Below are 23,957 nucleotides of genomic sequence, written 5' to 3'. Positions count from 1 at the left end.
GCCCCACTTTTTTTAGGGGTTAAGTATGCAAAAGTTTATATATATAAAAACAATTATAATTCTGTTTATATTTTGTTTTTCAATTTATGCTGTGGATAATTTAGTTATTTTTCCAGATGAAATTCATGAGCTTGAAAACCAAATTGTGGTTATTAACACGGATAAACCCTTTAGAGTGACTATTGATAATAATTGTATGAAAGTTTCTGGTGTTAATAATTTAGAGAAGCGTGGAAACAAATATATTAAAACTGGAGATAATAGTTATTTAGAGCTTGATAATAAATGTTTTAATGGTGTTAAAGTAAAAATTACCATTGAGGTAGAATCGAAAAAGATTGAAAAAATATACAACATATTACCTCCTTTAAAAGAGGAAAGAGATTGGGGTTGTTAATATTTAGAGAGGTGATTTATGAAAAGGTTATTTTTGGTGATATTATGTCTCATATTAGTTGGTAGTGCTTATGCAGCAAAATTAGATTCACCACTTGTAAGTGTTCAGTGGTTAAATAAACATCTTGATGAAGTAATTGTTTTAGATGTTAGAAAATCAATGAGTGATTTTATTAGAGGGCATATACCTGGTGCTCGTTTTGTAGATAAATCAAAAGTTAGGGTTGATAAAAATATTAATGGAAAAATGTTAGAAGGTTTTTTACCTGATAAAAATTATTTTGAAAGTTTCCTGAGAAAGTTAGGTGTAAACAATGATTCTGTTGTTGTAATTTATACGAAACAAAAAGGTGCGGTAAATGCAAAATATGCAGCAAGGTTATACTGGCAGTTTAAAGTTTATGGATTTGAAAATGTTGCTTTGTTAGATGGTGGCTATTATAAATGGGTAGATGAAATAAAAAAGATAGAAAAGGGGGCTGGGAAAAAGATTAATTTCGGGAATGTAGAATTGAAGAATGTAGATAAAAATATGATTGCAGATTTTGAAAATGTAAAAAAATTGATGAGTGATCAAAATTCAATTTTAATTGATTTTAGAAATTTAGAACTCTATTTAGGGATAAGTAAGAAATCTTATGTTTTATATCCAGGTCATATTCCAGGCTCTTATATGATGCCTGAGTCTATATTTTTTAAAAATGATGGAACTTATATTTCTAAAAATGATATTTATAAGACTTTAAGAGCTTTAAATATTGATATAAATAAAAAACTAATTGTATATTGCAATACAGGCAATCATGCATCTGTTGGATGGTTTATTTTACATGAGCTTATGGGTGCTAAAAATGTTTTGTTATACGATGGAAGTCTAATTGAATGGACAAATTTAAATATGCCTACTAAGCAATTTGTAATTGAAAACTTTACTAAATTCTAGTCAAATATATCTATTTAGTTGATAGGTTAAAATAATTTAACCTATCAACTTTCTATATGTAATATCTATGTAAATTATACAAATAATCTATAGATAAATTTTAAAAAAGTGTTATATTAGTATAAGAAGAGGCTGTTGCACAAAGGAACAATTTTTTGATATCACTATAATTTTGAGATTGCTTAGTCAATTTTTGTTGCCTTGCAATGACCCAAAATTGCTGTCATTGCGAGCGCAAGTGAATGTTTAAGCAATTATTATTGTGCAACAGCCTCAAGAATTACTATGGAGGTGTTTATGCAAACAACAGTAAAAGATATTTTAGCAAAAAAAGGTAATCAAATATTTACAGTTTCAGCGGATTCTACTGTTTATGATGCTTTAAAAGTTATGGCTGATAACAATATTGGTTCAGTATTGGTTATGGATGGGGATAAAATGGTTGGTATTTTTACTGAAAGGGATTATGCAAGGAAACTTATTTTAAAAGGTAAATACTCTAAAGATACTCCAATAAAAGAGGTTATGACAGAAAAGGTTATTTCAATTAAACCTGAAGCTACAACGGAAGCTTGCCTTGCGCTTATGACAGAAAAAAGGATTAGACATCTTCCAGTTATGCAAGATGGTAAAGTTATAGGTTTGATTTCTATTGGAGATGTTGTAAAACAGATTATAGAAGATAGAGAATCTTATATCAGGGATTTAGAAAGGTTTATAACAGGAGATTATGCTTTATAATGGGGACAGTTTTTAAGCTTTGTGAGTATTTAATAATTAAGAATGGTGATGATTTTAAGTGGCTGCAGCCTATAGATGGTATTTTTTTGAAAGGGAGTTGTGTATTATTGGAGCAAATTGATACGTTGGCACTTTTACCTTATGAAGAAGTTATTGAATATAATATTGAAGATGATGTGAAAAATTGGGGATTGACAAAGTATTATGCTTTATTGTCAGATTCTGGAAATATAACTTTTTATTATGTAGAAAATGGTGAAAAGGTTGAAGGAGATGAAGAAAAATTATTGAGAGAAAGATTAGGCTGCACCACAAAATACTTGAATAGTTAAATTATTCGTTTAGTTTTGCGCCACAATATTTGCAGTATAGAGCGTCTGTGTCATGTCCATCGCGTCCACATGATGGGCAGTTTTCTGTTGATACACTTTTTTTGTTGTATGCTTTTGATAGTTCATGTGTTACTATTCCCGTGGGAACGGCAATTATAGCATACCCTAATATCATAATAGCTGATGAAAGGAATTGTCCTAAAGGTGTTTTTGGCGAAATATCGCCATACCCTACTGTTGTAATTGTAACTATAGCCCAATAAATCCCTTTTGGGATACTTGTAAAACCGTTTTGTTCACCTTCTATCACATACATTAATGTACCTATGACGATTACTATGTTTAAAATAGCAAATAAAAATACAAAAACTTTGTATCTACTTTCTTTCAATGCTATTAATATAATATTAGATTCTTTTACATACTGAATGAGCTTAAATAATCTAAATATTCTAAGAAGCCTCAGAGTCCTCAAGACAATCAAATAGTGTGTACCTGTAAAAAGAAGACTTAAATAAGATGGAACAAAAGATAAAAAATCAATTATTCCATAAAAGCTTTTAGCATATTTTAAAGGTTTTTCTATTATCCATAATCTTAAAAAATATTCTATGGTAAAAACTATGGTGAAAAACCACTCTAATATATAAAGGTAAGTTTTATAATTTGTAGATATCGGTTCAACACTATCTATAATCACACAAATAACGCTAGAAATTATTAGAATTATTAAAACAATGTCAAAGGCTTTGCCTTCTGGTGTTTCAGCTTCGAAAATTATTTCATGTAGTTTCTTTTTGAGTGTCACTGTTTCTTTTCCTCAACAAAAAATATAAAGCAATAAAGAAATAGATATTTGCCATTAATCTTCCAGAAACGAAGGATGAAGCAGCACAGATTGCACCAACGAATAATTTTAAGTTAATCAATGTGTATATTACAGTAATTATACCACCTACTTCTATTACCGTTCCTATAGTAATTGGAAATGTAACTTTTTTCATAATAAATTCACTTCTTTGATATGTGAGTAAAAGTGTTAGTGCCGGCATTATGGACATTATTAGTGCAGGAGTTTTAGCAAAATTTGCTAATTCTTCTGATAAACCACTCAATCTTATGAAATAAAAGTTTGAAAATGGAGTGGCGGTTATCAAAAACAATAAACTGGTAGTTGTTATTGCCAAAAGGATAGCAAAATTTCTTATTTTATTTTTTTGGTCAGGATAATTATTTGTTAGGGCAATAATAACTTCTTGGTAAGATAAACCTATACTTCTAAATATAAATGTTAAAGAGTAAACAACAGGCATTACAGCAAGTGATTCAAGAGCTTTTATACTTTTTCCCAAAAAGAATGTAACAATGGGCTGAGAGGATAATGCTATAAAAGGGGTGAGTGCCAATGGGTAGTAATATTTAGAAATAAATTTGTAAGTAAGTGGTTCTTCATTTGAGATTTTACTTTTTATTGCTTTGATAGAATTATGAGCCATAATTCTAACAGCTAATGCTTCAAAAATAACACCAGTTGATAAAGCTATTGTACCGATATATGCACCATTTAAATGAGTAAACTTATATAATAAAATTGCAGTAGAAACATTTGATAGTAATCTTACGATAGTGCTGTAAGCTATAAATTTTGTTTTGTTTGAAACTATCAATACACCCTGATAAAGTCGTCTGTAACCAATAGCCCCTGGCCAAGGGAGTAAGAACATAGTGGCATTATAGGTAAGCGAGTAAACTGGCTCTGTTAATCCGATAAGTTTTTCCCCAACGAAACTGAAAACTTGTGGTAATAATAATACTAAAATACATATTGTGATGGCAAAGTTTAAAAACATTGTGAAATTTCTAAGTTTTGTATAGGATTCTCTATCTTTAATTAGTGCAGTTGCTGCTGCCATAATCATAATAATAGGTGATTCTAAGATTAAACCAAAAGCAAGAGCGATTCCATAAGCGGCTAAATTGATTTTTTCATTAGGTAATCTAGCTATAATTGCAGCAAGAATAGGCCCTTCTAATGACATCATTATCCAGGTAGAAGCAAGTGGGAACCAAAACTTAAAGATTTTTGTATAAGTCAGATTTTTATTTTTCATTTGTTTTTATTTATCAAAAAAAGAGTTGAATTACAATCCAGATTTAGTTAATTTCTTTAAGCGGAGGTGAAAATGTTTAAAAAAGTAAATATTAAAGAAGTAAATTTCAACCCTTTTACTGAAATTAATGATAGATGGATGCTTATTACTCCAACTGTTGAAAAAGTAAATCCTATGACAGCAAGTTGGGGAGGTTTTGGTATTTTATGGCATAAAAATGTAGTTTACACCTTTATTAGGCCTACACGATATACTTTTGAACTAATGGAAAAGACAGAATATTTTACACTTTCATTTTTTGATGAAGAATACAGAGATGTTTTAAACTATTGCGGAACTAAATCTGGGCATGATATAGATAAAGTTAAAGAAACTGGACTAAGCGTAGTAAAGGATGATAATTTTATTTATTTTGAAGAAGCAGAAGCTGTTTATTGTTGCAAAAAGCTATGCTTTGCAGATTTAAATCCATCCAATTTTCTTGAAGACGAAATAGAAACATTTTACCCAAAAAAAGATTACCATCGTATGTATATTGGTGAGATAGTTCATTTAATTAAAAAAATTGTTTAATTGTTATTTATTTTATTATTAATAATTTTTATTAGTTCATAGGGAGATTTAGTATGAATAAAGCAAATTTTATTATAACAGGCTGTTAAGTATAAGTATTTATCCTGGGTTTCTTTAAAAATTAAATGATATTTCAGAGGTAGTTTATTATCAATTAGTAAGTTCAAATTTTTTCTATTTCCAGTTATTTTAATAGTAGGAAATCTTAACCTATAAAATGATGGATTATTGATACTATCTAATCTCAGTTTTGAAATATTCTCATAAGTTTCTTTATAGACTTTTATAAAAAGATCTTTATTGGAAATTGGTAAAATATATTTTAGATTTAACAGCATAGTTAATGCAGCAGATTTTTTATATTTTTCATTTAGTGAAGCTATAAATTTATGCGATTCAGTGGTATACCAATTTCCATTTTTATAAAATTTGTTAATTGCAATATTTGTAAATTTAATTGCTTTATAAAAAAAATCTTTGTTTAAAGTTCTATTATATAAAGCAATAAGTGTTTCTATATAAAAAGCATAATCTTCAAGTAGAGAATTTGTATTTAAAGTATTTAAATTTTTGCTATGAAAAATATTGTTATGGTATATAAAATCTTTTTCTAAATTGAATAAAGTTTTGATTATAAAATTAAGAATCTTTCTATCAAAGTAGGAGTAATCTATAAGAGCTTTCAACATTTCCATATTCCAAGAAAATATTATCTGCTTATCAATTTGTGGGAAAGGTTTTTTCAATCTATAAGTTTGTAATATGTTAATTAAATATCTAGTTTTATTATCAAGTTCGTAATCACTTAAGTAAGGTTGATTTAAAAAATAGTCGAAGTTTCCATCTTTTGTAATATGCAATTTTTCAAATGTTTTAATATCTATATTGGGATAGTTATTTTTAAGATAGTCCTGCAATTTTCTATAATCTATTAAATAATATTGCCCTTCCATGTCATTACTATCAGCATTTATTGAAGAGTAAAAGTATTTTCCATTGTACATATTATTCAACCAAAAGGATAATGTTTTCTTAACTGTGTTTAAGTAAAATTTATTATTTGTTATTGAATACCATCTTAAATATGTCGAAATTAGTAATGCATTTGTGTATAACATTTTTTCAAAGTGAGGAATTATCCATTCTGTATCAGTTGAATATCTGAAAAAACCTCCATCAATAATATCAAATAACCCTTTTGATGCCATATTGTATAATGATAGTGTTGCAATTTCTTTGTCATTAATATTATGTTCGTATATATATCTGTCTGCTAATAGTTGATATATTTCATTTCGTGGAAATTTTAATAAACCATCTACTAAAAAACCACCATATTTTTGATCAAACACTTTTGAGATTTGCAAGGTTTGATGATTTTTTGTTTTGATAGTAATATCTTCATTTAATTTTTCTAAAATAATTTTTTTGTAAGATTTACCTGTAAATTCATCTTTGTAAGGAACAAAACTGAAGAATGCTTTTGGTTTCAGTTTGTAATCACTAATAATATTCAGAGGCCAGCCAGCATTTTTTCCATATATTTTAAAATAATAGCTTTGGAAATAATTATCAATTTGGGGCATTTCTTCTTTATCAATTTTTACTGGTATGAATTTTTTATTTAAAAAGTTAGCTGCATCACTTTTTTTAAAAAGTTCTTTTTCTAATTCATTACACCAATGACAGGATTTAAAACCAATAGATATGAAAAGAGGTTTATTGGTATATTTTGATAAAAACAATGAGTAACTGTTAAAAAAATGCCAATTTACTGGATTTGTTTGATGTTGTTTAAGGTATGAAGAGTTAGATAAAAATAATCTATTAATTTTAATTTCACCAAAATGTAAAATTTGAAATAAAATTAATAAAGAAATTAAGAATTCCATTATGAAAATATAATCTAATTTTTAATAATTACAACTATTGTTTATATATGTTTGTTGATTTCTGATAATGCCTTAAGGCCTCCTTCTGGTATAGAAATATGTGGTTTGTTGATATGAGGCTCTCTTGGGTTAATTCTTATTACTGTTGCATTATGATATCTGCCTATTCTTTCGCTGGTGTATCTTATTGATGGGATTGCAGTACCTGCTCCAATCTCTATGACTACAATTTTACTGTTTTTGTGTTCTTCTAGGAAATTATCAAATAAAACTGATTGCCTATGGGATCTGTCAGCAATCCATGAATAATCCCCAAACATTAATATGTTTGGTCTAGCTACATCACCACAAAATTTACATCTAGGTATATTTTTAGCTCTCATTGTTTCATAATCTATTTCAATATGTTCGGTATTTTCCCAAATTGCCATTGTACAGGGTTTTACACACTGAAGGTGATGAATAGAACCATGGATTTCGTAAATTTTGTCTTCTTTATATCCTGCCTTTTGAAATTGTCCATCTACATTTGATGTTACGACAAAATAATCTAATCCAAATTTATCGATCCAATCCAGCATTATGTAAAATCCTTTATGTGGGGTTGTATTTCTGTACATTTCTAAACGGTGTCCATAAAACCCCCAACCAAAAGATGGATCACTTTCAAAGTGTACGGGATTAGCACACTGAACAAAATTTAATCCTAGTCTTTCATACATTGGGTAAGCTTTCCAGAACCCTTTATCTCCTCTAAAATCAGGTAAACCTGAATCAACCCCAATCCCTGCTCCTGCAGTAATAATCAAAACATCTGCTTCTTTTATTAATTCTGCACATTTTTGATATTTTTCTACCATCATCCACCCCTTTTTAGTCTAATTTATTAAATATCAATTAATTAAAAGATTGCTTCGTCAAATTATTTTACCTTGCAATGACCATAACTTATTGTCATTGCGAGCGTTAGCGAAGCAATCTAGGTAACATAAACAACCATTAAGGTACACTACCTATTTCTATAATAATTAAATTTTTGCCAAAATAAAATATATTTTTATAATTGAAACTTTTCAATAAATGCATTAAATTTAATTATAGTTGAGTCCAATAATATCAATTTGGAGGTGATGATATGGCAAAAGTTTGTGTGGTTTTGAGCGGATGTGGAGTATATGATGGTAGTGAGATTCATGAAGCAGTTTTAACTATGTATTTTTTAGATAAGTATGGAGCTGAGCTTTTAATAGCTGCACCAAATAAAGAACAGCTTCATGTTGTAAATCATTTGACTGGTGAGGTTGCTGAAAGGGAAAGCAGAAATGTCTTAGTGGAATCAGCAAGAATTGCTAGAGGTAATATAAAAGACTTAAAAGATGTTAGTGCTGATGATTTTGATGCATTAATTTTTCCAGGTGGCTTTGGTGCTGCCAAAAACCTTACAACTTTTGCAATAGATGGTGTGGATTGTCAAATAGACCCAGAGGTTAAAAGGATAGTTAGAGAAACTATTGAGGCTAAAAAACCTTTAGCTGCAATATGTATTGCTCCTGTTTTAGTTGCAAAAGCTTTAGAAGGAACAGGGATAAAAACTAAGATAACAATTGGTACAGATGAAAATGTTGCATCAGCTATCGAGAATCTGGGAGCAAACCATATTAGTTGTCCGGTAAAAGAAGCTGTTGTGGATGAAGAAAATAAGATAATCACAACACCGGCTTATATGCTTGGTCAGCGTATTTCTGAGGTTGCTGAAGGTATCGAAAAAACTGTTAAGAAGTTGTTAGATTTTGTTAAATAATAAAAAAGGAGGGGCTACCCTCCTTTTTTTCATCTTGGATAATTTAGTATGTTTAAAAAGATTAGTGTAAGTGTTCCAATGGTAACTATAAACCATAAGGAAACTCCTTGAAGTAAAGGTTTTATCCCCACTTCTCTTAAAGTTTCTTTACTCAACCCTGTACCTATAAGAAAAAGTGTCATTACAAGCAATCTTTTTGCGACAAAATTTAATTTGTGCCAAAAATCACTATATTGTGGTAAATAACTGCTTAGAAATGCTGCAAGAATAAAACCTAAAATAAATAATGGGAAGCTGATTTTATTATTTTTTTTGCCATTTATTAATCCAGCAGTAAATGCAAAAGGAGCAATCCATAGAGCTCTTGTTAGTTTTACTGTTGTTCCAATTGATAAAGCAGTAGCTCCATAAATAGATGCAGCTCCTACAACACTGCTGGTATCGTGAATTGCAAGTGCTGCAAAAAGACCAAATTGTGATTGTGATAAATGTAATAAATGACCGATTATTGGGAATATTATTAGAGCTACAGCATTTAATGTAAAAACAGTAGCGAGTGATATGGCTATAGAATTGTTATCAGCATCAATTGCAGGAGCCATAGCTGCAATGGCACTTCCACCGCATATTGCTGTGCCAAATGAAATCAATGTGGATGTTTTTTGTTCAATTTTGTACAGTTTTCCTAAAAAGTATCCAATAAAAAGAGTAGTTATTATAGTACTAAAAGTGAGTAGAATTGAATGTTTACCCACTTCTAAAACCTGATAAAAATTTACTCCAAAACCAAGTCCAATAACTGAAATCTTTAAGAGTTGTTTACTTGATTTTGCTGTAAATGTAGGGAAAGGATTTGTAAAAACTAATGCTAAAAATAATCCTAATAAAAGTGCATAGGTAGATTCCATAAAAGGTAACGCACATATTAAAAATGCTAACAAATACACAATTTTTAGTAATTTTTTATTCATAAAGTTTTCCTCCATTAAATATAGCTTGCTTTTTATATATTTTTTATTTAGATAAGTAAAATTAATAAAAATTATAAAATATATAAAATTAATTAATATGAATATTACACTGAGACAACTTGAGATATTTTGGTATGTGGCCACTTATGGTAGTATAACTAAAACAGCTGAAATATTAAATCTTACTCAACCAGCAGTTAGTTTGGCGTTAAAGGAGTTAGAAAATCAAATTGGTGAGCCACTTTTTGAACGAGTTGATAAAAAATTAATTTTAAACGATAAAGGTAAGGCTGCAAAACAGTATGTTAAAAAATTCTTAGGGCATTTCGAAGAGCTAAAATCAGTTTTACAAAGTAAACATGTTTCAAATATGAGAATTGGAGCGAGTACTACAATTGGTAATTATATTTTACCTGAGTTGATCTCTAACTATATGAAAGAGTATCCAAATGTTAAATTTAATCTTTTTGTATCAAATACCGAGAATATCTTAAAGAAAATAGATAATTTTGAAATAGATATAGGTTTTATTGAAGGTGTGGCTGATTCTTCAAAATATCAACTTATTCAGTGGATGGAAGATGAGCTTGTGATATTTTCTTCAATTACAAATCCTATTGCTGAAAATGATATTTTGAAGAGAGAAAGTTTGAGAGAATTGAGATGGGTTTTAAGAGAAAAAGGTTCTGGAACTAGAGAGGTTTTTGAGCACGCAATGATGAAAGCTGGTATAAATTATAATATTGCCTTAGAACTTGGCAATTCAGAAGCTATAAAATCAGCTGTTGTAAAAAGTGATTTATTTGGATGCTTATCAAAATTTACTTTAGAAGATATATCTAAGCTTGGAAAGATAAAAATTTATAATTCAGATATTGATTTAAAAAGAAATTTTTATATTGTTCTTAATCCATTTAAGTTTAAAACGGCGGCGTTAGAAAATTTTTTAAATTTTATACTAAATTTTGTTTGACTTAAGTGACGTATGGGGTTAGGATTAAATAAGGGGTTTACCCCTGTAACAAAATTTTGAGGTGAGTTTATGAGTAAGACAGGAACAGTTAAGTGGTTTAACGATTCAAAGGGGTATGGTTTTATTACCAGCTCCGATGGTAACGACGTATTCGTTCATTTTACTGCAATCAAGATGGACGGCTTCAAAAGCCTTAAAGAAGGCGATCAAGTTCAGTTTGATATCGTTGAAGGGCCTAAAGGTCCACAGGCCTCCAATGTTGTAAAAATATAAGCAACATAGGGTAGGTGAAAATAATACCCCACCTTTTACGGTGGGGTTTTTTTGTGTCCAAAATTACTTTCTAAAGAAGATATTAAGTAAAATTGTTAAAATGATGCTTATGATTATTGATGTAGCAAGGGGGAAGTAAAAAGTGAAATTCCCTTTTTTGTAATAAATATCACCAGGTAGTTTCCCTAGAAAATTAGGTAACTTTCCACTGAATATAAGTATCAATCCAATAACAATAAAAAATATTCCAAAAATCAGTAAAGTTTTTCCTAATTCATTCAGTGGACTCATGCACCACCTCTGTTTCTGAATTTTTCAAAATGTTGAACTGTTTTGATAACTGTTTTTTGTATCTTTCTTCTTCGCTATAAATACATCCACAATATTGTTGTCTGTACAAATTAAGTTCTTTCGATTTTTCAATACCCTCTTTCCATCCTTCTCGAAAGTCATAATAATAGAAATCAACTTTATATTTTTTAGAGAGATTTTCACAGATATCTTTTATTAAAGAATGATTTTGATATTTGCTGTATAGGAGTGTAGTTGTAAAAGCATCAAATTTACCTTTTTTTGCTATTTGAGCAGTTTTTTCTAATCTAGTGAAATAGCAATATTTGCATCTGTTGTTTTCTCTATAAACAACATTTTGAACAAATTCTTTTAAGCCGTATGTTTCATCAACGATAGTTTTTATATTATTTATGTTATTGAAATACCAAACATTTTCTAACCTTTTATAAAACTCTACCACAGGATGGATATTTGGATTATAAAAGAAACCATAGATTGTGTAATGTGTTTCTTTTAAAATTGATACTGGATAAACTGAGCAAGGGGCACAGCACTGATGAAGAAGTAATTTCATTTATTCACCTTTATCGTCTTTTTTGTCCAAGAAAGGTTTAATTATTTCCATTGGTATAGGAAAAACTATTGTAGAATTTTTCTCTGAAGCGATTTCGTTTAATGTTTGTAAGTACCTCAATTGTAATGTTATAGGGCTTTTTGACATGATCTCACTAGCTTGGGAGAGTTTTTCTGCTGATTGTAATTCACCTTCTGCATGTATTATTTTTGCCCTTCTTTCCCTTTCTGCTTCTGCTTGTCTTGCCATCGCCCTTTGCATTTCTTGAGGTAAATCAATGTGTTTCATTTCAACTGCACTAACTTTAATCCCCCAAGGATCTGTGTGTTTATCAATAACTGATTGCAGTTCCATATTTATTTTTTCACGATTAGAAAGTAAGTCATCTAACTCAAATTGGCCGAGAATACTTCTCAATGTTGTTTGTGAAATTTGACTTGTAGCATAGTAGTAATCTTCTACTTCAAGTACTGCTTTATCTGGGTGTAATACTCTAAAATATACCACAGCATTTACTTTTATAGAAACATTATCTTTTGTAATTACATCTTGAGGTGGGACATCCATAACTATTGTTCTCAAATTTACTTTAAACATTTTTTCTAATACAGGAATTAAGATGATTAGACCTGGGCCTCTGACTCCTACGTATCTTCCGAGTCTAAACACTACGCCTCTTTCATATTCTTTAAGGATTCGAATTGATTTTGCTAAAAGAATTATAATTAGTAAAAACAGTATTGCAGATAAGTTAAACATGTTGACCTCCTCTAAATAATCTATTATATATGCTGCTTTAAAGTTGTAAACAAGATTTTTATTACAAAGCATAAATGGTCAGGAGAATAGTATGTTGCGCAGTATGACGGGTTATGGGAAAGTAGTTAAAAGTACTGATATAACGGATGTATCAGTAGAGATTAGGACTTTGAATAGTAAGTTTTGTGAGATTAATATTAGAATGCCAAAGCAGTTTGTGTTTTTGGAAATCAGTCTAAAAAATATGATAAAAGAAAAATTGAAACGTGGTAAAGTAGATGTTTTTATTGAAGTAACTCCAAAAAAGGTAGTGAATAATCCTGTTTTAAATAGAAACTTACTTGCATCATACATGTCAATATTGCGAGAACTTCAAATGGAAAGCGAAATTATTGATGATATTAGAATTGATCATATACTTAAATTTCCGGATGTGATAAGTTATGAAGACAATGAAGAGCTATACTCAGAAATAGGGGAAATAATAACAAATGCTGTGGAGGATGCTTTAAGTAAAGTTGATGAAATGAGAGCAGTTGAAGGAAATAAATTGAAAGAGGATTTGGAAAATAGGATAAGTAATATTGCAAAACTGAGAGAAGATATTGAAAATTTGGTTGATGAAAATTATAAATTAAATATGGAGAGAATAAAAAACAGGCTTAATGATCTCAATATAAATATAGATAATGATAGGTTAGCTCAAGAAGCCGCAATTTTGGCTGAAAGATCAGATATAAATGAAGAAGTTGTAAGGATTAAGTCTCATGTAAACCAGTTTAAAAATGTTTTAAATGATGATGGTGAGGTTGGTAAAAAATTGGATTTTATTGCTCAAGAGCTTCATAGAGAGTTTAATACAATAACGGCAAAAGCAATATTGTCTGAAATAAAAAATAAAGTTATAGAAGCTAAAGTTGAAGTTGATAAAATTAGAGAACAGGTGCAAAACATTGTATAAGACAAAGTTGTTTGTAGTTAGTGCGCCAAGTGGTGCTGGAAAAACTTCTTTATGTAATAAACTGATTAACAAATACAAAGATAGGCTTAAATATTCAATTTCCTATACTACGAGAGAACCAAGGATTGGTGAAATTGATGGACAGGATTATTTTTTTATTGATGAGAAAAAGTTTAAAGAGATGATTGAAAACAATGAGTTTTTAGAATGGGCAGTGGTTCATGGTAATTATTATGGAACATCAAAGAAAATTATAGATAAATATCTCGCTGAAGGTTATGATGTGGTTTTGGATATAGATCCTCAAGGTGCAAGGCAAATAAAAGAGAAATATCCGGATGCGGTGTTTATTTTTATAGTTGCTCCTAGTATGAAAGAGTTAAGAACCAGGTTAATAAATAGAAGAACAGAATCTATGGAAAAAATTAATTTAAGAATGAAAAATGCTTTAGAAGAGATAAAATATTTCAAGATGTATGATTATTTGATTGTGAATAAATATTTAAATGTTGCATTTGAAGAGTTAAACGCAATATATTTATCAGAACATTTAAAAACAAGCGATATTGATGATATAAATAAAATAATAGATTTGGAGGTTTAGAATGGCTTTTTTAAATATTGAAAAGGGTGTAAATAGAGAAGATGTTAAGAGTAGGTTTAAGTTATCATTGGTGGCTAGCCAAAGAGCTAGGGAGTTGTATGAGAATAAGGAAGGTACAGTTCCACCTCAGGTAGAAGGTTATTATAAAAATGTTACGATAGCTTTAGCTGAAATAATTGAAAATAAAATTACCTTTGAAGAGGAACAAGAGCAGGATGAGTAATTTTTTAATTTTTATTACAGGTGGTATAGCTGCTTATAAAATTCCAACTTTGTGCAGATTACTAATTAAAGCTGGTCATAATGTCAAAGTGGGGATGACAGAGAATGCGACGAAATTTATAACTCCACTGACATTTGAAAGTTTAATTAAAAACAGGGTTTATATCGATGATTTTATTACAGATGTAGAGCCAGATTCTATTGATCATATTGATTTAATTGAATGGGCTGACAAAATAATTATTGCACCTTGTACTGCTAATACATTATCAAAAATAGCCAATGGTATTGGGGATAATTTGGTCACTTCTGCTATGCTTGTTGTTAAAGAAAAACCTGTTTATATTTTTCCCTCTATGAATAGCAATATGTATGATAATCCTATTATCCAAGAGAATATTTCTAAGCTCCGAAGGATTGGGTATACGGTTTTTGAGCCAGATGAAGGTGAATTAGCTTGTAAAACTGAGGGGAAGGGAAGATTAATAGAGCCTGAAGAGATTTTTCAACTTGTTACAGAGGGTAAATTTAAAGGTATTAAATTTTTAGTTACTTTGGGCCCAACAAAAGAGGATATTGATCCTGTTAGATATATTTCTAATTGGTCAAGTGGCAAAATGGGGTATAAAATAGCTAAGTATATAAAAGATAACGGTGGTGAACTGTTTGTTGTAGCTGGAGATGTGTGTCTTGATTTATCAGTTTTTCCTCATGTAAGGGTTAAAAGTGCTGAAGATATGTATAGAGAGGTTATTTCCAGATTTCAAAATTTTGATGTTCTGATTATGACTGCTGCTGTTGCTGATTATAGAGTAAAAGATATTGCAGCTAAAAAAATAAAAAAGAGCGATGAAATTTTGACATTGGAATTAATAAAAAACAAGGACATTTTGTATGAAGTTTCTAAAATAAAGAAAGATAAACAGATAGTTGTGGGGTTTGCAGCTGAGACTGATGATTTGATGCGAAATGCTCTTGATAAACTAAATAAGAAAAAACTTGATATGATTGTTGTGAATGATGTTTCGAGAAGCGATATAGGTTTTGGGGCTGATGATAATGAGGTTACAATTTTTTTAACAAACGGAGAGAAGATAGAAACGGGTAAACAATCAAAATATAATATAGCAAAAAGGGTTGTTGATACTGCTTATCAATTGTTTAAGAGTAAAAATGAGTGAAAAATATTTGAAAGAAGTTTTTGGAATTGAAGAAGTTTTGATAAAAAGTGATGTAAAGTGTAATAATGAGTTATACGATTTTTATTTAAATGAAGTAAAAGATTGTAATAAGTGTAGATTAGCTAAAAATAGGACAAATTTAGTATTTGGTGAAGGGGATCCAAATGCAGAGTTGATGTTTGTTGGGGAGGGACCTGGTGCAGAAGAGGACAAACAAGGGAGACCTTTTGTAGGAAGAGCTGGTCAACTGCTTACCAAAATGATTGAGGCAATGAAGCTTAAAAGGGAAGATGTATATATTGCAAATATTGTAAAGTGTAGACCTCCTAACAATAGAGCTCCTTTAAATGATGAAATTGGAGCTTGTATACCATATTTACATAAACAGATTGAGATAATAAAACCAAAATATATTATTTGTTTAGGAAGTATTGCTGCAAGTGCTTTATTAAATACAACCACTGCAATTAGTAAAATAAGAGGTAGTTTTAGAGAATTCAAAGGTATTAAAGTAATGCCTACATTTCACCCCGCTTATCTTTTACGAAACCCTAAGATGAAAAAATTGGCATGGGAAGACCTGCAACTAGTAATGAAAGAAATGGGTTTACTTTAAGAAATGCTGCCACTTTTTTGTGGCAACATCCATCTAAAAAAGACTTTCGATTTATATTATAAGAGTTTTAGAAAATAATAATTGCATAAGTACTTCAGATTGCTTCGCTGACGCTCGCAATGACGACATCTTGAGGTCATTGCGACCCAGCCATTTAGTAGTAAATTTTAAGCTTAAAACTTTTTGTGTGTATAGTATTTGCATATATAATTTTAAATATTTGAAACTTAATGGCTGGGGAAGCAACCTCATAACTATATTGATATCAAAAAATTAATCTATTGTGCAACAGCATCATTATGATAAAACAGTATTTCGTAAGCTTAATTATTTTATTTATCAGCAGGTTTTTCTATTAATTGTTCTTTAATCTCTTTTCCTGGTTTAAAATAAGGAACTTTTTTAGCAGGAATTTGTACAGTTTCTCCAGTTTTAGGGTTTCTACCAACTTTCGCTTCTTTTTGACGAATTTTAAAACTTCCAAACCCTCTTATTTCAACAGGTTCACCATTTTTTAGAGCCTCTTTAATTGTATTAAAAACACCATTTACAATAAATTCAATTTGTTTTTTTGTTAGTTTTGGATATTTCTCTGTGATAATTTCGATTAATTGGGACTTTGTCATAGTCTAACCTCCATAGTTTTAGAAAAGTTACAAGCTAACTTATTAATCATTATAACCTAATGAAAAAGTATAGTAAAGTTAAAATTTTATTTAATTTGATATGGTTAATTATTTTGTAACACTTTCTAAAATAATGTGATAATCTAGAAAAAGGTTGTTATTTTTTGTTAAATATATAAAAGTAATTGAGATTAAATTTTGATGGTGCCACTGTGAGAGGTTTTTTAGGTAGTGTAATTCGTTCTGCTTTTGGTGTTTTTACAAGCAGGATTTTGGGTTTTTTAAGAGATATATTTATTGCTGCTGTATTTGGTGCTACAGCACTCACTGATGCTTTCTTTGTAGCTTTTGCAATTCCTAATCTTTTTAGAGCATTGTTTGCAGAAGGTGCTTTATCTTCGGCTTTTGTCCCTATTTTGGGGAGTAAATTAAAAAAGAGCGAGTATGAAGGCTATAGCTATCTTTCTAACATGGTCATTTATCTTTCTATTATTATTGTAATTTTTATAATTATTTTTTCTTTGTTTTCAGATAAGATTATTTTACTTTTTATGCCTGGTTTTATAGAGGATAAAGAAGTAATAGGTGTTGCGTCAAACATTTTGATCATTGTTATGCCTTATTTGCTATTTGTAAGTATTTCGGCACTTTTTTCATCTTTTTTAAATTTGAGGGGTAGTTATTTTATACCTTATTCATCTACTGCACTGCTTAATTTAGCTATGATTACTTCAATTTATTTATCATATATATATTCTAAAAATATTTACTTTTTGGCTTGGGGTGTTTTTTTTGGTGGTTTAATACAGCTTGGATATATTTTGTTATTTTCTTGCAGGTTTGGATTTAAATTTAGCTTTGATAAGGAATCTATTACTGATGTGAAAAAGACATTTTTATTAATTGTTCCATCTATCTTTGGTGTTGGGATAAATCAGTTAAATTTTTTGGTTGGTAGAGTGTTAGCTTCCTATTTACCTTTTGGAAGTATATCTTATCTTTATTATGCAAATAGACTTTTTCAATTTCCCTTTGGGCTATTTTCAGTTACTATAGGCACTGTTTCATTGACAGAGTTGAGTAAAAACGATTCAATTAGACGTTTTGAGATTATTTCAAAATCTATATTATCTATATTTCTAATAATATTACCTGCATCATTAGGCTTAATTTTACTTTCAGACGATATTATAAGAATTGTATTTCAAAGAAATCAATTTAACATTAATGATACTATAAATACTGCAAATGCATTGAAAATGTATTCTTTGGGGTTGCTATTTTTTTCTTTAAATATGACTTTTACAAAAATTTTTCATTCTATATTAGATACTAAAACTCCTGTAAAAATTTCAGCAATTTTGCTTATCTCTAATATTATTTTTTCACTATTATTACTAAAGCCTTTTAAGCATTCGGGTATTGCACTGGCTTCGTCATTATCTGCATTTATTGGAACAATAATTTATGTTAAATTAATTTCACAAAAGAAGTTGTACAGTTTTAAAGATTTTTTCTCGAAATATAATTGGTATATATTAAAAATTATTTTATCCAACTTTTTGATGAGTATATTTGTTTTGTATTTATACCATAAAGGAGTGCATGTTTTATTGATAATATTATTGACTGTTATATTTTATTTAGTTGTGTTACAGGTTTTTAAAATAAATTTTAAAGAGGTGTTGAGGTGAAGTGTGTTGTTCAAAGAGTGGATAGTTGTAAGGTTTTTATAGATGATGATGTTTATTCTAAGATAGATAAAGGGGTTTTGGTGCTTTTTTGTGCTGAGAAAGGTGATGATTATGATAAAATAAAATGGTTTGCTGATAAGTGTACAAATTTGAGGATTTTTAGTGATGAAAATGGTAAAATGAGTCTAAGTGTAAAAGATATAGATGGTGAGATGATGATTGTTAGCCAATTTACGTTGGCAGGGGTTGTAAAAAAGGGGAGAAGGCCTGATTTTACTGGAGCGATGGAACCTGAATTAGCAAGAGAGTTTTATGAAAAATTTGTAGAGGAATGTAAGAAAGTTTTAGGTGATGATAAAATAAAAACAGGTGTGTTTGCTGCAAGTATGAAATTGGATATTTTAAATAATGGTCCAGTAACAATAATTTTACAGTGAGGTGTGAGATGAAAATCGATGTGGTTATTGTGGGTGATTTATATGTAAATTGCTATATAATTTCAAAAAACAAAGATGCAATTATTATTGATCCAGGTAGTGATTTTGAGAAAATAAAAAGTTTTATCGATTCAAATGGGTTAAAACCATTAGCTATTGTTAATACCCATGGGCATTTCGATCATGTTGGTGCTATTGAAGATTTAAAGAGTGAATACAATATCCCTCTGTATATGCATGAAGGTGATGAGTTTTTATTAAAAAATGCGGTTGAACATGCTTCGATGTTCGGTATCTTTGGTATAAAATCAAGCAATATCGATAATTATTTAGAAGATAATCAATTATTAGATTTTGGAGATATTAAATTAAAAGTTTTGCATACACCAGGGCACTCCCCTGGAGGTGTATCTCTATATCTTGGTGAGGCAAAGGTCGTTTTTACCGGTGACACCCTTTTTAAAGATTCAGTTGGTAGGACAGATTTCCCTTATGCAGATTTTAATACATTAGCAAACAGTATAAAAAATAAACTGTATGTATTAGATGATGATGTCACAGTGTATCCAGGGCATGGACCATCATCAACTATTGGTTATGAAAAGAAAATGAATGCTTTTGTTAGATTAGGGTAATATATTTTTAGGGTGTTGCACAATAATAATTGCTTAATCATCTCAGATTGCTTCGCAGACGCTAGCAATGACGGCATTTTTGGGTCATTGAGACCCCGCCATTTAGCAGTAATTTTTGAGTTTAAAACTTTTTGTGTGTATAGCATTTGCATATATAATTTTAAATATTTGAAGTTTAATGGCGGGGGAAGCAATCTCAAAACTACTTTGTTAGCAAAACATAATTTATTGTACAACAGCCTCATTTTTTAAAAATATAGAAAATGGGAGCGTAAAGCTCCCATATTGTTATTTTGAAATAAGTAATTCTGCTATTTGGACAGCGTTAAGGGCAGCACCTTTTCTTAATTGGTCACCTACTACCCAGAAGTTTAGAGAATTCTCTTTTGAAATATCTTCGCGGATTCTACCTACATAACAATCGTCTTTACCTGATACAAAAAGTGGCATTGGATACTCATTTTTCTCTGGGTTGTCTAATACCTGTATACCCTGAGCATTACTAAAAAGCTCTTTTGCCTTTTCTACTGTTATTTTCTTTTCTGTTTCTACTGTTACAGCTTCTGAATGTGCTGTCAAAACTGGAACTCTTACACAGGTTGCAGTTACTTCAATAGAATCATCACCCATGATTTTTTTTGTTTCGTTGTACATTTTCATCTCTTCTCTAGTGTAACCATTTTCCATAAAAACATCTATGTGTGGTATTACATTAAAAAGCAACTGATGTTGAAAAGCTTCTACTTTGAGTGGTTCTCCATTTGCCCAAGCTTTTGTTTGATCCATCAACTCTTGCATTGCTTTAGCACCTGCTCCAGAAGCTGATTGGTATGATGAAACTACCACCCTTCTGATTTTCCCATAGTTATGAAGAGGTTTTAATGCTACGACCATAATAATAGTAGTACAGTTTGGGTTTGCAATTATTCCATTATGTTTAAAAGCATCATCAGGGTTGACTTCAGGAACAACCAACGGAACATCTTTGTCCATTCTAAAAGCTGAACTATTATCTATTACCACTGCGCCAGCTTTCACTGCAGATGGAGCAAACTCTTTACTTCTTCCACCTCCAGCGGAAAAAAGAGCAATATCTATCCCTTCAAAACTGTCATGAGTTAATTCCTGAACTGTATACTCTTCCCCTTTAAATTTTACTTTCTTGCCAGCTGATCTACTTGATGCAAGTAATCTTAATTCATCAATTGGGAAATTTCTTTCTTCTAAAATTTGTAAAAATACTTGTCCAACTGCTCCTGTAGCACCAACAATTGCTACGTTATATTTTTCTTTCTTTTGTAAGGCCATATTAACCCCCCAATTAAGTTTTTAATTAAATATTATCATTTTTTAGCTAAGTCAAAGTTAATTTAGTTGTGTTAAATTTAATAACAGTGTTATAAAGTTATTTGTTGCATTTTAATTTTTTATTGTTAAAAGCTTCTATATGAATTTTATAAAAGTACTTAATTTGAAGAAAGATATAAAGATAAAAGTATCTTCTTTTGGCAGTGGTGAGCATGAGACCACTTTAAGTTGCTTAAAATTTATGGATTATATTGATTTCAATAATAAATCTGTCTTAGATATTGGTTCTGGTACAGGTATTTTGAGCATTTATGCTAGCATTTTAGGTGCAAAAAAAGTAGTTGGTTATGATATATCTTTTGATGCATGTAGGAATTTTAAAGAAAATGTAGCAATAAATGATGTTAAAAACTGTTTTGTTATATGTTCTAATGAAAGGGCTATTAAAGGTAATTATGATATTATAATTGCAAATATCTATTTTGATATCATCATTAATTTAAAGGAGTATATTTTAAAATGGATGGAAAATAAAAAAGGATTTCTTATTTTATCAGGTATACCTATAGAAGAAAATTATGAAGTAAGGAAGATTTATTGTAATCAAGGGTTTGAGGTGATTAAAAGTTTTTATGGTGAAGAATATACTACATTTTTAATGAAAAAAGGGGGTTAAAATGTTTGTTGGTCATTTAAAGGATAAGGAAGAAATAGCAATGAATATGAAAGAAGCTGAAAAGGTATTTAAAAAAGTAGCAATTGGAAAAGATGAAGGCTGGGATGATTATGTAATGAGAGTTTTTAGAATTGAAAAGGGAGGAAAAACACCAAGGCATATACATGATTGGCCACATATTAATTATGTGATTGGTGGACAAGGGATTTTATATATGGATGGAAAAGAGTATAAAGTAGAAAAAGGGTCGATAGCTTTTGTCCCAAATAATATTGAACATCAATTTTTAAATGCTGGGGAAGAGGATTTTGAATTTATTTGTATTGTTCCAGCAAAGGGTGAGTATTGATTTGCACAAAAATTAATCAAATGTGATTAATTTTTAATCTTTAGTGAGTAAAATATGTTGTTTTTTGATTGGGGAGTTAATAAAGAAATATCAATAATTCAGTAAATAAATTTCTATTTAATAATAAGATGTTAAAAGTATTTATTAATGAGTAAAAAAGAATTTGTTTAGAATAAAAAATTTTTTTCTATGCTAATCTTTTTTTGGCAGAATTATTGCAAGAAATGTGAATTATTTTGCAATGGAGGTACGTATGAGATTGTTTTTTATAACTTCAATACTTTTTTTAACACACAATGTTTATGCTTTTAATGGTAAAGTGAATAGTGCGGATACCTTATGGGTTATTATTTCTTCTATTTTGGTTTTGTTGATGATACCAGCTTTATCGATCTTTTACGGTGGTATGGTGAGAGGTAAGAACGTTTTATCTACAATGTCTTTTAGTTTTGTTTCAATGACAGTAGTTGGAGTGTTGTGGTTCTTAATTGGACACACAATTGCTTTTGGACCTGGAGGTAATTCTTTCGTTGGTAGTATGAAGTATCTTTTTTTAGGTAAAGATTTGATGACTGATGTGCATGGAACAATCCCTGAATCAGTATTTTCTTTTTTCCAAGGAATGTTTGCAATTATTACTATTGCACTATTTAGTGGTGCAATTGTTGAAAGGTTTAAATTTAGCAGTTATGTATTTATTATCTCTTTATGGTTGATTTTTATATATGCTCCATTAGCACACTTTGTTTGGGGTGAAAATGGTTTTTTGGCAAATATGGGTGTTTTAGATTTTGCAGGTGGGTTAGTAGTTCATCTTTCTTCTGCAGTTGCTTCTTTGGTTTTGATTTTAATGGTGGGGCCAAGGAAAGGTTATCCTCAAAAGCAATTTATTCCACATAATCTTGTTTTGACAGGTATAGGTACTGGTTTATTATGGTTTGGTTGGTTTGGTTTTAATGCTGGTAGTGCTTTAGCTGTAAATAATGTGGCTTATTATGCATTTATAAATACTTTTGTAGCAGGTGCTGCTGGTGGGGCTGTCTGGATGTTTTTAGAAATGAAAAATTCAAAACCAAGTTTTTTAGGAATATGCTCAGGTATAATTGCAGGTTTAGCTTCAATTACAAATGCTGCTGGTTATGTAATACCGCCAATTGCATTGCTGATAGGCATTATGGGTGGGTTTATTTGTTTTTATGCAATTCAACTAAAATTTAAACTTGGGTATGATGACTCTTTAGATGTTATTGGTGTTCATGGAGTAGGTGGTCTAATAGGAGCTTTAATGACTGGTCTATTTGTTTCAATAAATGGAAAAGGTTTATTTTATGGAAATATAAAGCAATTTATAGTCCAAATTGTTGGAATTTTAGTTACAATTTTATTTGTTGGAATAGGCACTTTCCTAATAGGTAAATTAGCAGATGTTATTTTTGGTTTAAGGGTTGGTGTAGAGGAGGAAGTTGAAGGCCTTGATTTATCACAGCATGGAGAAAGTGCGTATAATTAAATAAATAGATAGAGGAGTTTTATCTCCTCTTTTTTTATTTTCCAGGGCTTTTATGTACATGGACTACTTTTAGTGTGTTGCCGAATTTTATTACCACTCTTGTTTCATTTACGACCTTATGCTCTATCTTTCCTTCATTCTTGTATGAAATAATTAATGTATAAGTAAGAATAGCAGTATCATTATAAACTTGAGCTTTTTTATTTGTGAGATGAATATTAAAACCATCATGAGTACTCGCCCAGTTATTTTCCATCATAAACTTATGAAAACTTAATCCTTCTATTCTATGGGGAGCTACAAACCATTCGTATAGTGTGAGATCTTTATGAGAGGTTTCTTCATAGGTTTTAAAATCGCCGGAGTAAATAGCATTTAAATGTTTTTCTAAGAATTTCCAAAGTGACTTTTCATTCATAATTGACTCCAAAAAAATTTTTATAAAAAAATATTTTTTTATGATATAATGTGTTATACTATATTATATAATAGAATGAAAGATATA

30 protein-coding genes are annotated in these 23,957 nt (G+C 29.7%); 19 read left to right on the top strand and 11 right to left on the bottom strand.

Annotated elements, in window-relative coordinates; translation table 11 throughout:
- Positions 1 to 25 precede the first annotated feature (25 nt).
- The 4 genes from DEFDS_RS07265 (at position 26) to DEFDS_RS07250 (ending at position 2,412) form a co-directional block, all read left to right on the top strand.
- On the top strand, positions 26 to 397 hold the full coding sequence (locus DEFDS_RS07265) for a hypothetical protein (RefSeq protein WP_013008151.1): 372 nt from the start codon (positions 26 to 28) through the stop codon (positions 395 to 397).
- Positions 398 to 415: 18 nt separating this feature from the next.
- On the top strand, positions 416 to 1,339 hold the full coding sequence (locus tag DEFDS_RS07260; RefSeq protein WP_013008150.1) for a sulfurtransferase: 924 nt from the start codon (positions 416 to 418) through the stop codon (positions 1,337 to 1,339).
- 297 nt (positions 1,340 to 1,636) lie between these two features.
- Complete coding sequence (locus tag DEFDS_RS07255) at positions 1,637 to 2,080, top strand: CBS domain-containing protein (RefSeq protein ID WP_013008149.1); 444 nt, start codon at positions 1,637 to 1,639, stop codon at positions 2,078 to 2,080.
- Complete coding sequence (locus tag DEFDS_RS07250) at positions 2,080 to 2,412, top strand: hypothetical protein (protein WP_013008148.1); 333 nt, start codon at positions 2,080 to 2,082, stop codon at positions 2,410 to 2,412. The genes DEFDS_RS07255 and DEFDS_RS07250 overlap by 1 nt, the downstream gene beginning before the upstream one ends.
- Position 2,413: 1 nt before the next feature.
- Here the strand turns inward: DEFDS_RS07250 and DEFDS_RS07245 are convergent, their stop codons facing one another.
- Together DEFDS_RS07245 and DEFDS_RS07240 are read right to left on the bottom strand one after the other, a co-directional pair.
- A complete protein-coding gene (locus DEFDS_RS07245) occupies positions 2,414 to 3,220 on the bottom strand; it encodes an ion transporter (protein WP_013008147.1) in 807 nt (268 codons plus the stop codon).
- Positions 3,195 to 4,523, bottom strand: a complete 1,329-nt coding sequence (locus DEFDS_RS07240; protein WP_013008146.1) for a hypothetical protein — start codon at positions 4,521 to 4,523, stop codon at positions 3,195 to 3,197. Before DEFDS_RS07240 ends, DEFDS_RS07245 begins: the two co-directional genes overlap by 26 nt.
- A gap of 72 nt (positions 4,524 to 4,595) precedes the next feature.
- Between DEFDS_RS07240 and DEFDS_RS07235 the strand changes: the two genes are divergently transcribed.
- Positions 4,596 to 5,096 carry a flavin reductase family protein gene (locus DEFDS_RS07235; protein WP_013008145.1) on the top strand — a complete coding sequence of 167 codons (501 nt, stop codon included), beginning with the start codon at positions 4,596 to 4,598 and terminating at the stop codon, positions 5,094 to 5,096.
- Here the strand turns inward: DEFDS_RS07235 and DEFDS_RS07230 are convergent.
- Both DEFDS_RS07230 and DEFDS_RS07225 read right to left on the bottom strand, forming a co-directional pair.
- Entirely contained in the window at positions 5,093 to 6,988 is a 1,896-nt protein-coding gene (locus DEFDS_RS07230) for a thioredoxin domain-containing protein (protein WP_013008144.1), read from the bottom strand. The two genes, DEFDS_RS07235 and DEFDS_RS07230, sit on opposite strands and share 4 nt — an antisense overlap.
- Positions 6,989 to 7,029: 41 nt before the next feature.
- The gene (locus DEFDS_RS07225; RefSeq protein WP_013008143.1) at positions 7,030 to 7,851 is read right to left on the bottom strand and encodes an SIR2 family NAD-dependent protein deacylase; all 822 of its coding nucleotides are present in this window, start codon (positions 7,849 to 7,851) and stop codon (positions 7,030 to 7,032) included.
- Between the two features lie 272 nt (positions 7,852 to 8,123).
- Between DEFDS_RS07225 and elbB the strand changes: the two genes are divergently transcribed.
- On the top strand, positions 8,124 to 8,789 hold the full coding sequence (gene elbB / locus DEFDS_RS07220; protein ID WP_013008142.1) for an isoprenoid biosynthesis glyoxalase ElbB: 666 nt from the start codon (positions 8,124 to 8,126) through the stop codon (positions 8,787 to 8,789).
- A 29-nt stretch (positions 8,790 to 8,818) separates the two neighbouring features.
- On the opposite strand, the gene DEFDS_RS07215 is transcribed toward elbB, so the two are convergent.
- Positions 8,819 to 9,760: a YeiH family protein gene (locus tag DEFDS_RS07215; protein WP_013008141.1), complete on the bottom strand. Its 942-nt coding sequence runs from the start codon at positions 9,758 to 9,760 to the stop codon at positions 8,819 to 8,821.
- 97 nt (positions 9,761 to 9,857) lie between these two features.
- Between DEFDS_RS07215 and DEFDS_RS07210 the strand changes: the two genes are divergently transcribed.
- Together DEFDS_RS07210 and DEFDS_RS07205 are read left to right on the top strand one after the other, a co-directional pair.
- A complete protein-coding gene (locus tag DEFDS_RS07210) occupies positions 9,858 to 10,733 on the top strand; it encodes a LysR substrate-binding domain-containing protein (protein ID WP_013008140.1) in 876 nt (291 codons plus the stop codon).
- Between the two features lie 69 nt (positions 10,734 to 10,802).
- Positions 10,803 to 11,006, top strand: a complete 204-nt coding sequence (locus tag DEFDS_RS07205; RefSeq protein WP_013008139.1) for a cold shock domain-containing protein — start codon at positions 10,803 to 10,805, stop codon at positions 11,004 to 11,006.
- A gap of 63 nt (positions 11,007 to 11,069) precedes the next feature.
- Here DEFDS_RS07205 and DEFDS_RS07200 read toward each other — a convergent pair whose 3' ends face one another.
- The 3 genes from DEFDS_RS07200 to DEFDS_RS07190 are packed head-to-tail and all read right to left on the bottom strand — an operon-like array spanning position 11,070 to position 12,633.
- Entirely contained in the window at positions 11,070 to 11,297 is a 228-nt protein-coding gene (locus DEFDS_RS07200; protein ID WP_013008138.1) for a DUF2905 domain-containing protein, read from the bottom strand.
- Positions 11,281 to 11,874: an epoxyqueuosine reductase QueH gene (locus DEFDS_RS07195; protein ID WP_013008137.1), complete on the bottom strand. Its 594-nt coding sequence runs from the start codon at positions 11,872 to 11,874 to the stop codon at positions 11,281 to 11,283. The genes DEFDS_RS07200 and DEFDS_RS07195 overlap by 17 nt, the downstream gene beginning before the upstream one ends.
- Complete coding sequence (locus tag DEFDS_RS07190; protein WP_013008136.1) at positions 11,875 to 12,633, bottom strand: slipin family protein; 759 nt, start codon at positions 12,631 to 12,633, stop codon at positions 11,875 to 11,877.
- 91 nt (positions 12,634 to 12,724) lie between these two features.
- Between DEFDS_RS07190 and DEFDS_RS07185 the strand changes: the two genes are divergently transcribed.
- Genes DEFDS_RS07185 through DEFDS_RS07165 form a run of 5 tightly spaced genes read left to right on the top strand, consistent with a single transcriptional unit; the run spans position 12,725 to position 16,217 of the window.
- A complete protein-coding gene (locus DEFDS_RS07185; protein ID WP_013008135.1) occupies positions 12,725 to 13,594 on the top strand; it encodes a YicC/YloC family endoribonuclease in 870 nt (289 codons plus the stop codon).
- Positions 13,587 to 14,198, top strand: coding sequence for a guanylate kinase (gene gmk, locus DEFDS_RS07180; protein WP_013008134.1), 612 nt, complete (start codon positions 13,587 to 13,589; stop codon positions 14,196 to 14,198). Before DEFDS_RS07185 ends, gmk begins: the two co-directional genes overlap by 8 nt.
- A 1-nt stretch (position 14,199) precedes the next feature.
- Positions 14,200 to 14,421: a DNA-directed RNA polymerase subunit omega gene (gene rpoZ / locus DEFDS_RS07175; protein WP_013008133.1), complete on the top strand. Its 222-nt coding sequence runs from the start codon at positions 14,200 to 14,202 to the stop codon at positions 14,419 to 14,421.
- Positions 14,414 to 15,601: a bifunctional phosphopantothenoylcysteine decarboxylase/phosphopantothenate--cysteine ligase CoaBC gene (gene coaBC / locus DEFDS_RS07170; protein ID WP_013008132.1), complete on the top strand. Its 1,188-nt coding sequence runs from the start codon at positions 14,414 to 14,416 to the stop codon at positions 15,599 to 15,601. The genes rpoZ and coaBC overlap by 8 nt, the downstream gene beginning before the upstream one ends.
- Positions 15,594 to 16,217: a uracil-DNA glycosylase gene (locus tag DEFDS_RS07165; protein WP_013008131.1), complete on the top strand. Its 624-nt coding sequence runs from the start codon at positions 15,594 to 15,596 to the stop codon at positions 16,215 to 16,217. Before coaBC ends, DEFDS_RS07165 begins: the two co-directional genes overlap by 8 nt.
- 332 nt (positions 16,218 to 16,549) lie before the next feature.
- Here DEFDS_RS07165 and DEFDS_RS07160 read toward each other — a convergent pair whose 3' ends face one another.
- Complete coding sequence (locus DEFDS_RS07160) at positions 16,550 to 16,843, bottom strand: integration host factor subunit beta (RefSeq protein ID WP_013008130.1); 294 nt, start codon at positions 16,841 to 16,843, stop codon at positions 16,550 to 16,552.
- Positions 16,844 to 17,028: 185 nt separating this feature from the next.
- Here DEFDS_RS07160 and murJ point away from each other — a divergent pair, with 185 nt between their 5' ends.
- From murJ to DEFDS_RS07145, 3 genes are read left to right on the top strand one after another with little or no spacing between them, the layout of a single operon-like run.
- Positions 17,029 to 18,537: a murein biosynthesis integral membrane protein MurJ gene (gene murJ / locus DEFDS_RS07155; RefSeq protein WP_231841007.1), complete on the top strand. Its 1,509-nt coding sequence runs from the start codon at positions 17,029 to 17,031 to the stop codon at positions 18,535 to 18,537.
- On the top strand, positions 18,534 to 18,974 hold the full coding sequence (dtd, locus tag DEFDS_RS07150) for a D-aminoacyl-tRNA deacylase (protein WP_013008128.1): 441 nt from the start codon (positions 18,534 to 18,536) through the stop codon (positions 18,972 to 18,974). Before murJ ends, dtd begins: the two co-directional genes overlap by 4 nt.
- Positions 18,975 to 18,982: 8 nt before the next feature.
- Positions 18,983 to 19,609, top strand: coding sequence for an MBL fold metallo-hydrolase (locus DEFDS_RS07145; protein ID WP_013008127.1), 627 nt, complete (start codon positions 18,983 to 18,985; stop codon positions 19,607 to 19,609).
- A gap of 288 nt (positions 19,610 to 19,897) precedes the next feature.
- Here DEFDS_RS07145 and DEFDS_RS07140 read toward each other — a convergent pair whose 3' ends face one another.
- A complete protein-coding gene (locus tag DEFDS_RS07140; protein ID WP_013008125.1) occupies positions 19,898 to 20,917 on the bottom strand; it encodes an aspartate-semialdehyde dehydrogenase in 1,020 nt (339 codons plus the stop codon).
- Positions 20,918 to 21,056: 139 nt separating this feature from the next.
- Here DEFDS_RS07140 and DEFDS_RS07135 point away from each other — a divergent pair, with 139 nt between their 5' ends.
- The 3 genes from DEFDS_RS07135 (at position 21,057) to DEFDS_RS07125 (ending at position 23,452) form a co-directional block, all read left to right on the top strand.
- The gene (locus DEFDS_RS07135) at positions 21,057 to 21,593 is read left to right on the top strand and encodes a 50S ribosomal protein L11 methyltransferase (RefSeq protein ID WP_013008124.1); all 537 of its coding nucleotides are present in this window, start codon (positions 21,057 to 21,059) and stop codon (positions 21,591 to 21,593) included.
- A gap of 1 nt (position 21,594) precedes the next feature.
- Positions 21,595 to 21,942, top strand: coding sequence for a cupin domain-containing protein (locus DEFDS_RS07130; RefSeq protein ID WP_013008123.1), 348 nt, complete (start codon positions 21,595 to 21,597; stop codon positions 21,940 to 21,942).
- Positions 21,943 to 22,195: 253 nt separating this feature from the next.
- Positions 22,196 to 23,452, top strand: a complete 1,257-nt coding sequence (locus DEFDS_RS07125) for an ammonium transporter (protein ID WP_013008122.1) — start codon at positions 22,196 to 22,198, stop codon at positions 23,450 to 23,452.
- 34 nt (positions 23,453 to 23,486) lie between these two features.
- On the opposite strand, the gene DEFDS_RS07120 is transcribed toward DEFDS_RS07125, so the two are convergent.
- The gene (locus DEFDS_RS07120) at positions 23,487 to 23,870 is read right to left on the bottom strand and encodes a nuclear transport factor 2 family protein (RefSeq protein WP_013008121.1); all 384 of its coding nucleotides are present in this window, start codon (positions 23,868 to 23,870) and stop codon (positions 23,487 to 23,489) included.
- Positions 23,871 to 23,957 lie beyond the last annotated feature (87 nt).

It is taken from the genome of Deferribacter desulfuricans SSM1 (genome assembly GCF_000010985.1).
In the GTDB taxonomy this organism is placed as follows: domain Bacteria; phylum Chrysiogenota; class Deferribacteres; order Deferribacterales; family Deferribacteraceae; genus Deferribacter; species Deferribacter desulfuricans.
This window is presented reverse-complemented; position numbering and strand designations above follow the sequence as displayed.

Bases quoted from the DNA above. Each gene is read 5' to 3' on its own strand.
- DEFDS_RS07265 (WP_013008151.1), top strand. From the start codon at position 26: ATGCAAAAGTTTATATATATAAAAACAATTATAATTCTGTTTATATTT.
- DEFDS_RS07260 (WP_013008150.1), top strand. From the start codon at position 416: ATGAAAAGGTTATTTTTGGTGATATTATGTCTCATATTAGTTGGTAGT.
- DEFDS_RS07255 (WP_013008149.1), top strand. From the start codon at position 1,637: ATGCAAACAACAGTAAAAGATATTTTAGCAAAAAAAGGTAATCAAATA.
- DEFDS_RS07250 (WP_013008148.1), top strand. From the start codon at position 2,080: ATGGGGACAGTTTTTAAGCTTTGTGAGTATTTAATAATTAAGAATGGT.
- DEFDS_RS07240 (WP_013008146.1), bottom strand. From the start codon at position 4,523: ATGAAAAATAAAAATCTGACTTATACAAAAATCTTTAAGTTTTGGTTC.
- DEFDS_RS07235 (WP_013008145.1), top strand. From the start codon at position 4,596: ATGTTTAAAAAAGTAAATATTAAAGAAGTAAATTTCAACCCTTTTACT.
- DEFDS_RS07230 (WP_013008144.1), bottom strand. From the start codon at position 6,988: ATGGAATTCTTAATTTCTTTATTAATTTTATTTCAAATTTTACATTTT.
- DEFDS_RS07225 (WP_013008143.1), bottom strand. From the start codon at position 7,851: ATGATGGTAGAAAAATATCAAAAATGTGCAGAATTAATAAAAGAAGCA.
- elbB (WP_013008142.1), top strand. From the start codon at position 8,124: ATGGCAAAAGTTTGTGTGGTTTTGAGCGGATGTGGAGTATATGATGGT.
- DEFDS_RS07215 (WP_013008141.1), bottom strand. From the start codon at position 9,760: ATGAATAAAAAATTACTAAAAATTGTGTATTTGTTAGCATTTTTAATA.
- DEFDS_RS07210 (WP_013008140.1), top strand. From the start codon at position 9,858: ATGAATATTACACTGAGACAACTTGAGATATTTTGGTATGTGGCCACT.
- DEFDS_RS07205 (WP_013008139.1), top strand. From the start codon at position 10,803: ATGAGTAAGACAGGAACAGTTAAGTGGTTTAACGATTCAAAGGGGTAT.
- DEFDS_RS07200 (WP_013008138.1), bottom strand. From the start codon at position 11,297: ATGAGTCCACTGAATGAATTAGGAAAAACTTTACTGATTTTTGGAATA.
- DEFDS_RS07195 (WP_013008137.1), bottom strand. From the start codon at position 11,874: ATGAAATTACTTCTTCATCAGTGCTGTGCCCCTTGCTCAGTTTATCCA.
- DEFDS_RS07190 (WP_013008136.1), bottom strand. From the start codon at position 12,633: ATGTTTAACTTATCTGCAATACTGTTTTTACTAATTATAATTCTTTTA.
- DEFDS_RS07185 (WP_013008135.1), top strand. From the start codon at position 12,725: ATGTTGCGCAGTATGACGGGTTATGGGAAAGTAGTTAAAAGTACTGAT.
- rpoZ (WP_013008133.1), top strand. From the start codon at position 14,200: ATGGCTTTTTTAAATATTGAAAAGGGTGTAAATAGAGAAGATGTTAAG.
- coaBC (WP_013008132.1), top strand. From the start codon at position 14,414: ATGAGTAATTTTTTAATTTTTATTACAGGTGGTATAGCTGCTTATAAA.
- DEFDS_RS07165 (WP_013008131.1), top strand. From the start codon at position 15,594: ATGAGTGAAAAATATTTGAAAGAAGTTTTTGGAATTGAAGAAGTTTTG.
- DEFDS_RS07160 (WP_013008130.1), bottom strand. From the start codon at position 16,843: ATGACAAAGTCCCAATTAATCGAAATTATCACAGAGAAATATCCAAAA.
- DEFDS_RS07145 (WP_013008127.1), top strand. From the start codon at position 18,983: ATGAAAATCGATGTGGTTATTGTGGGTGATTTATATGTAAATTGCTAT.
- DEFDS_RS07140 (WP_013008125.1), bottom strand. From the start codon at position 20,917: ATGGCCTTACAAAAGAAAGAAAAATATAACGTAGCAATTGTTGGTGCT.
- DEFDS_RS07135 (WP_013008124.1), top strand. From the start codon at position 21,057: ATGAATTTTATAAAAGTACTTAATTTGAAGAAAGATATAAAGATAAAA.
- DEFDS_RS07130 (WP_013008123.1), top strand. From the start codon at position 21,595: ATGTTTGTTGGTCATTTAAAGGATAAGGAAGAAATAGCAATGAATATG.
- DEFDS_RS07125 (WP_013008122.1), top strand. From the start codon at position 22,196: ATGAGATTGTTTTTTATAACTTCAATACTTTTTTTAACACACAATGTT.
- DEFDS_RS07120 (WP_013008121.1), bottom strand. From the start codon at position 23,870: ATGAATGAAAAGTCACTTTGGAAATTCTTAGAAAAACATTTAAATGCT.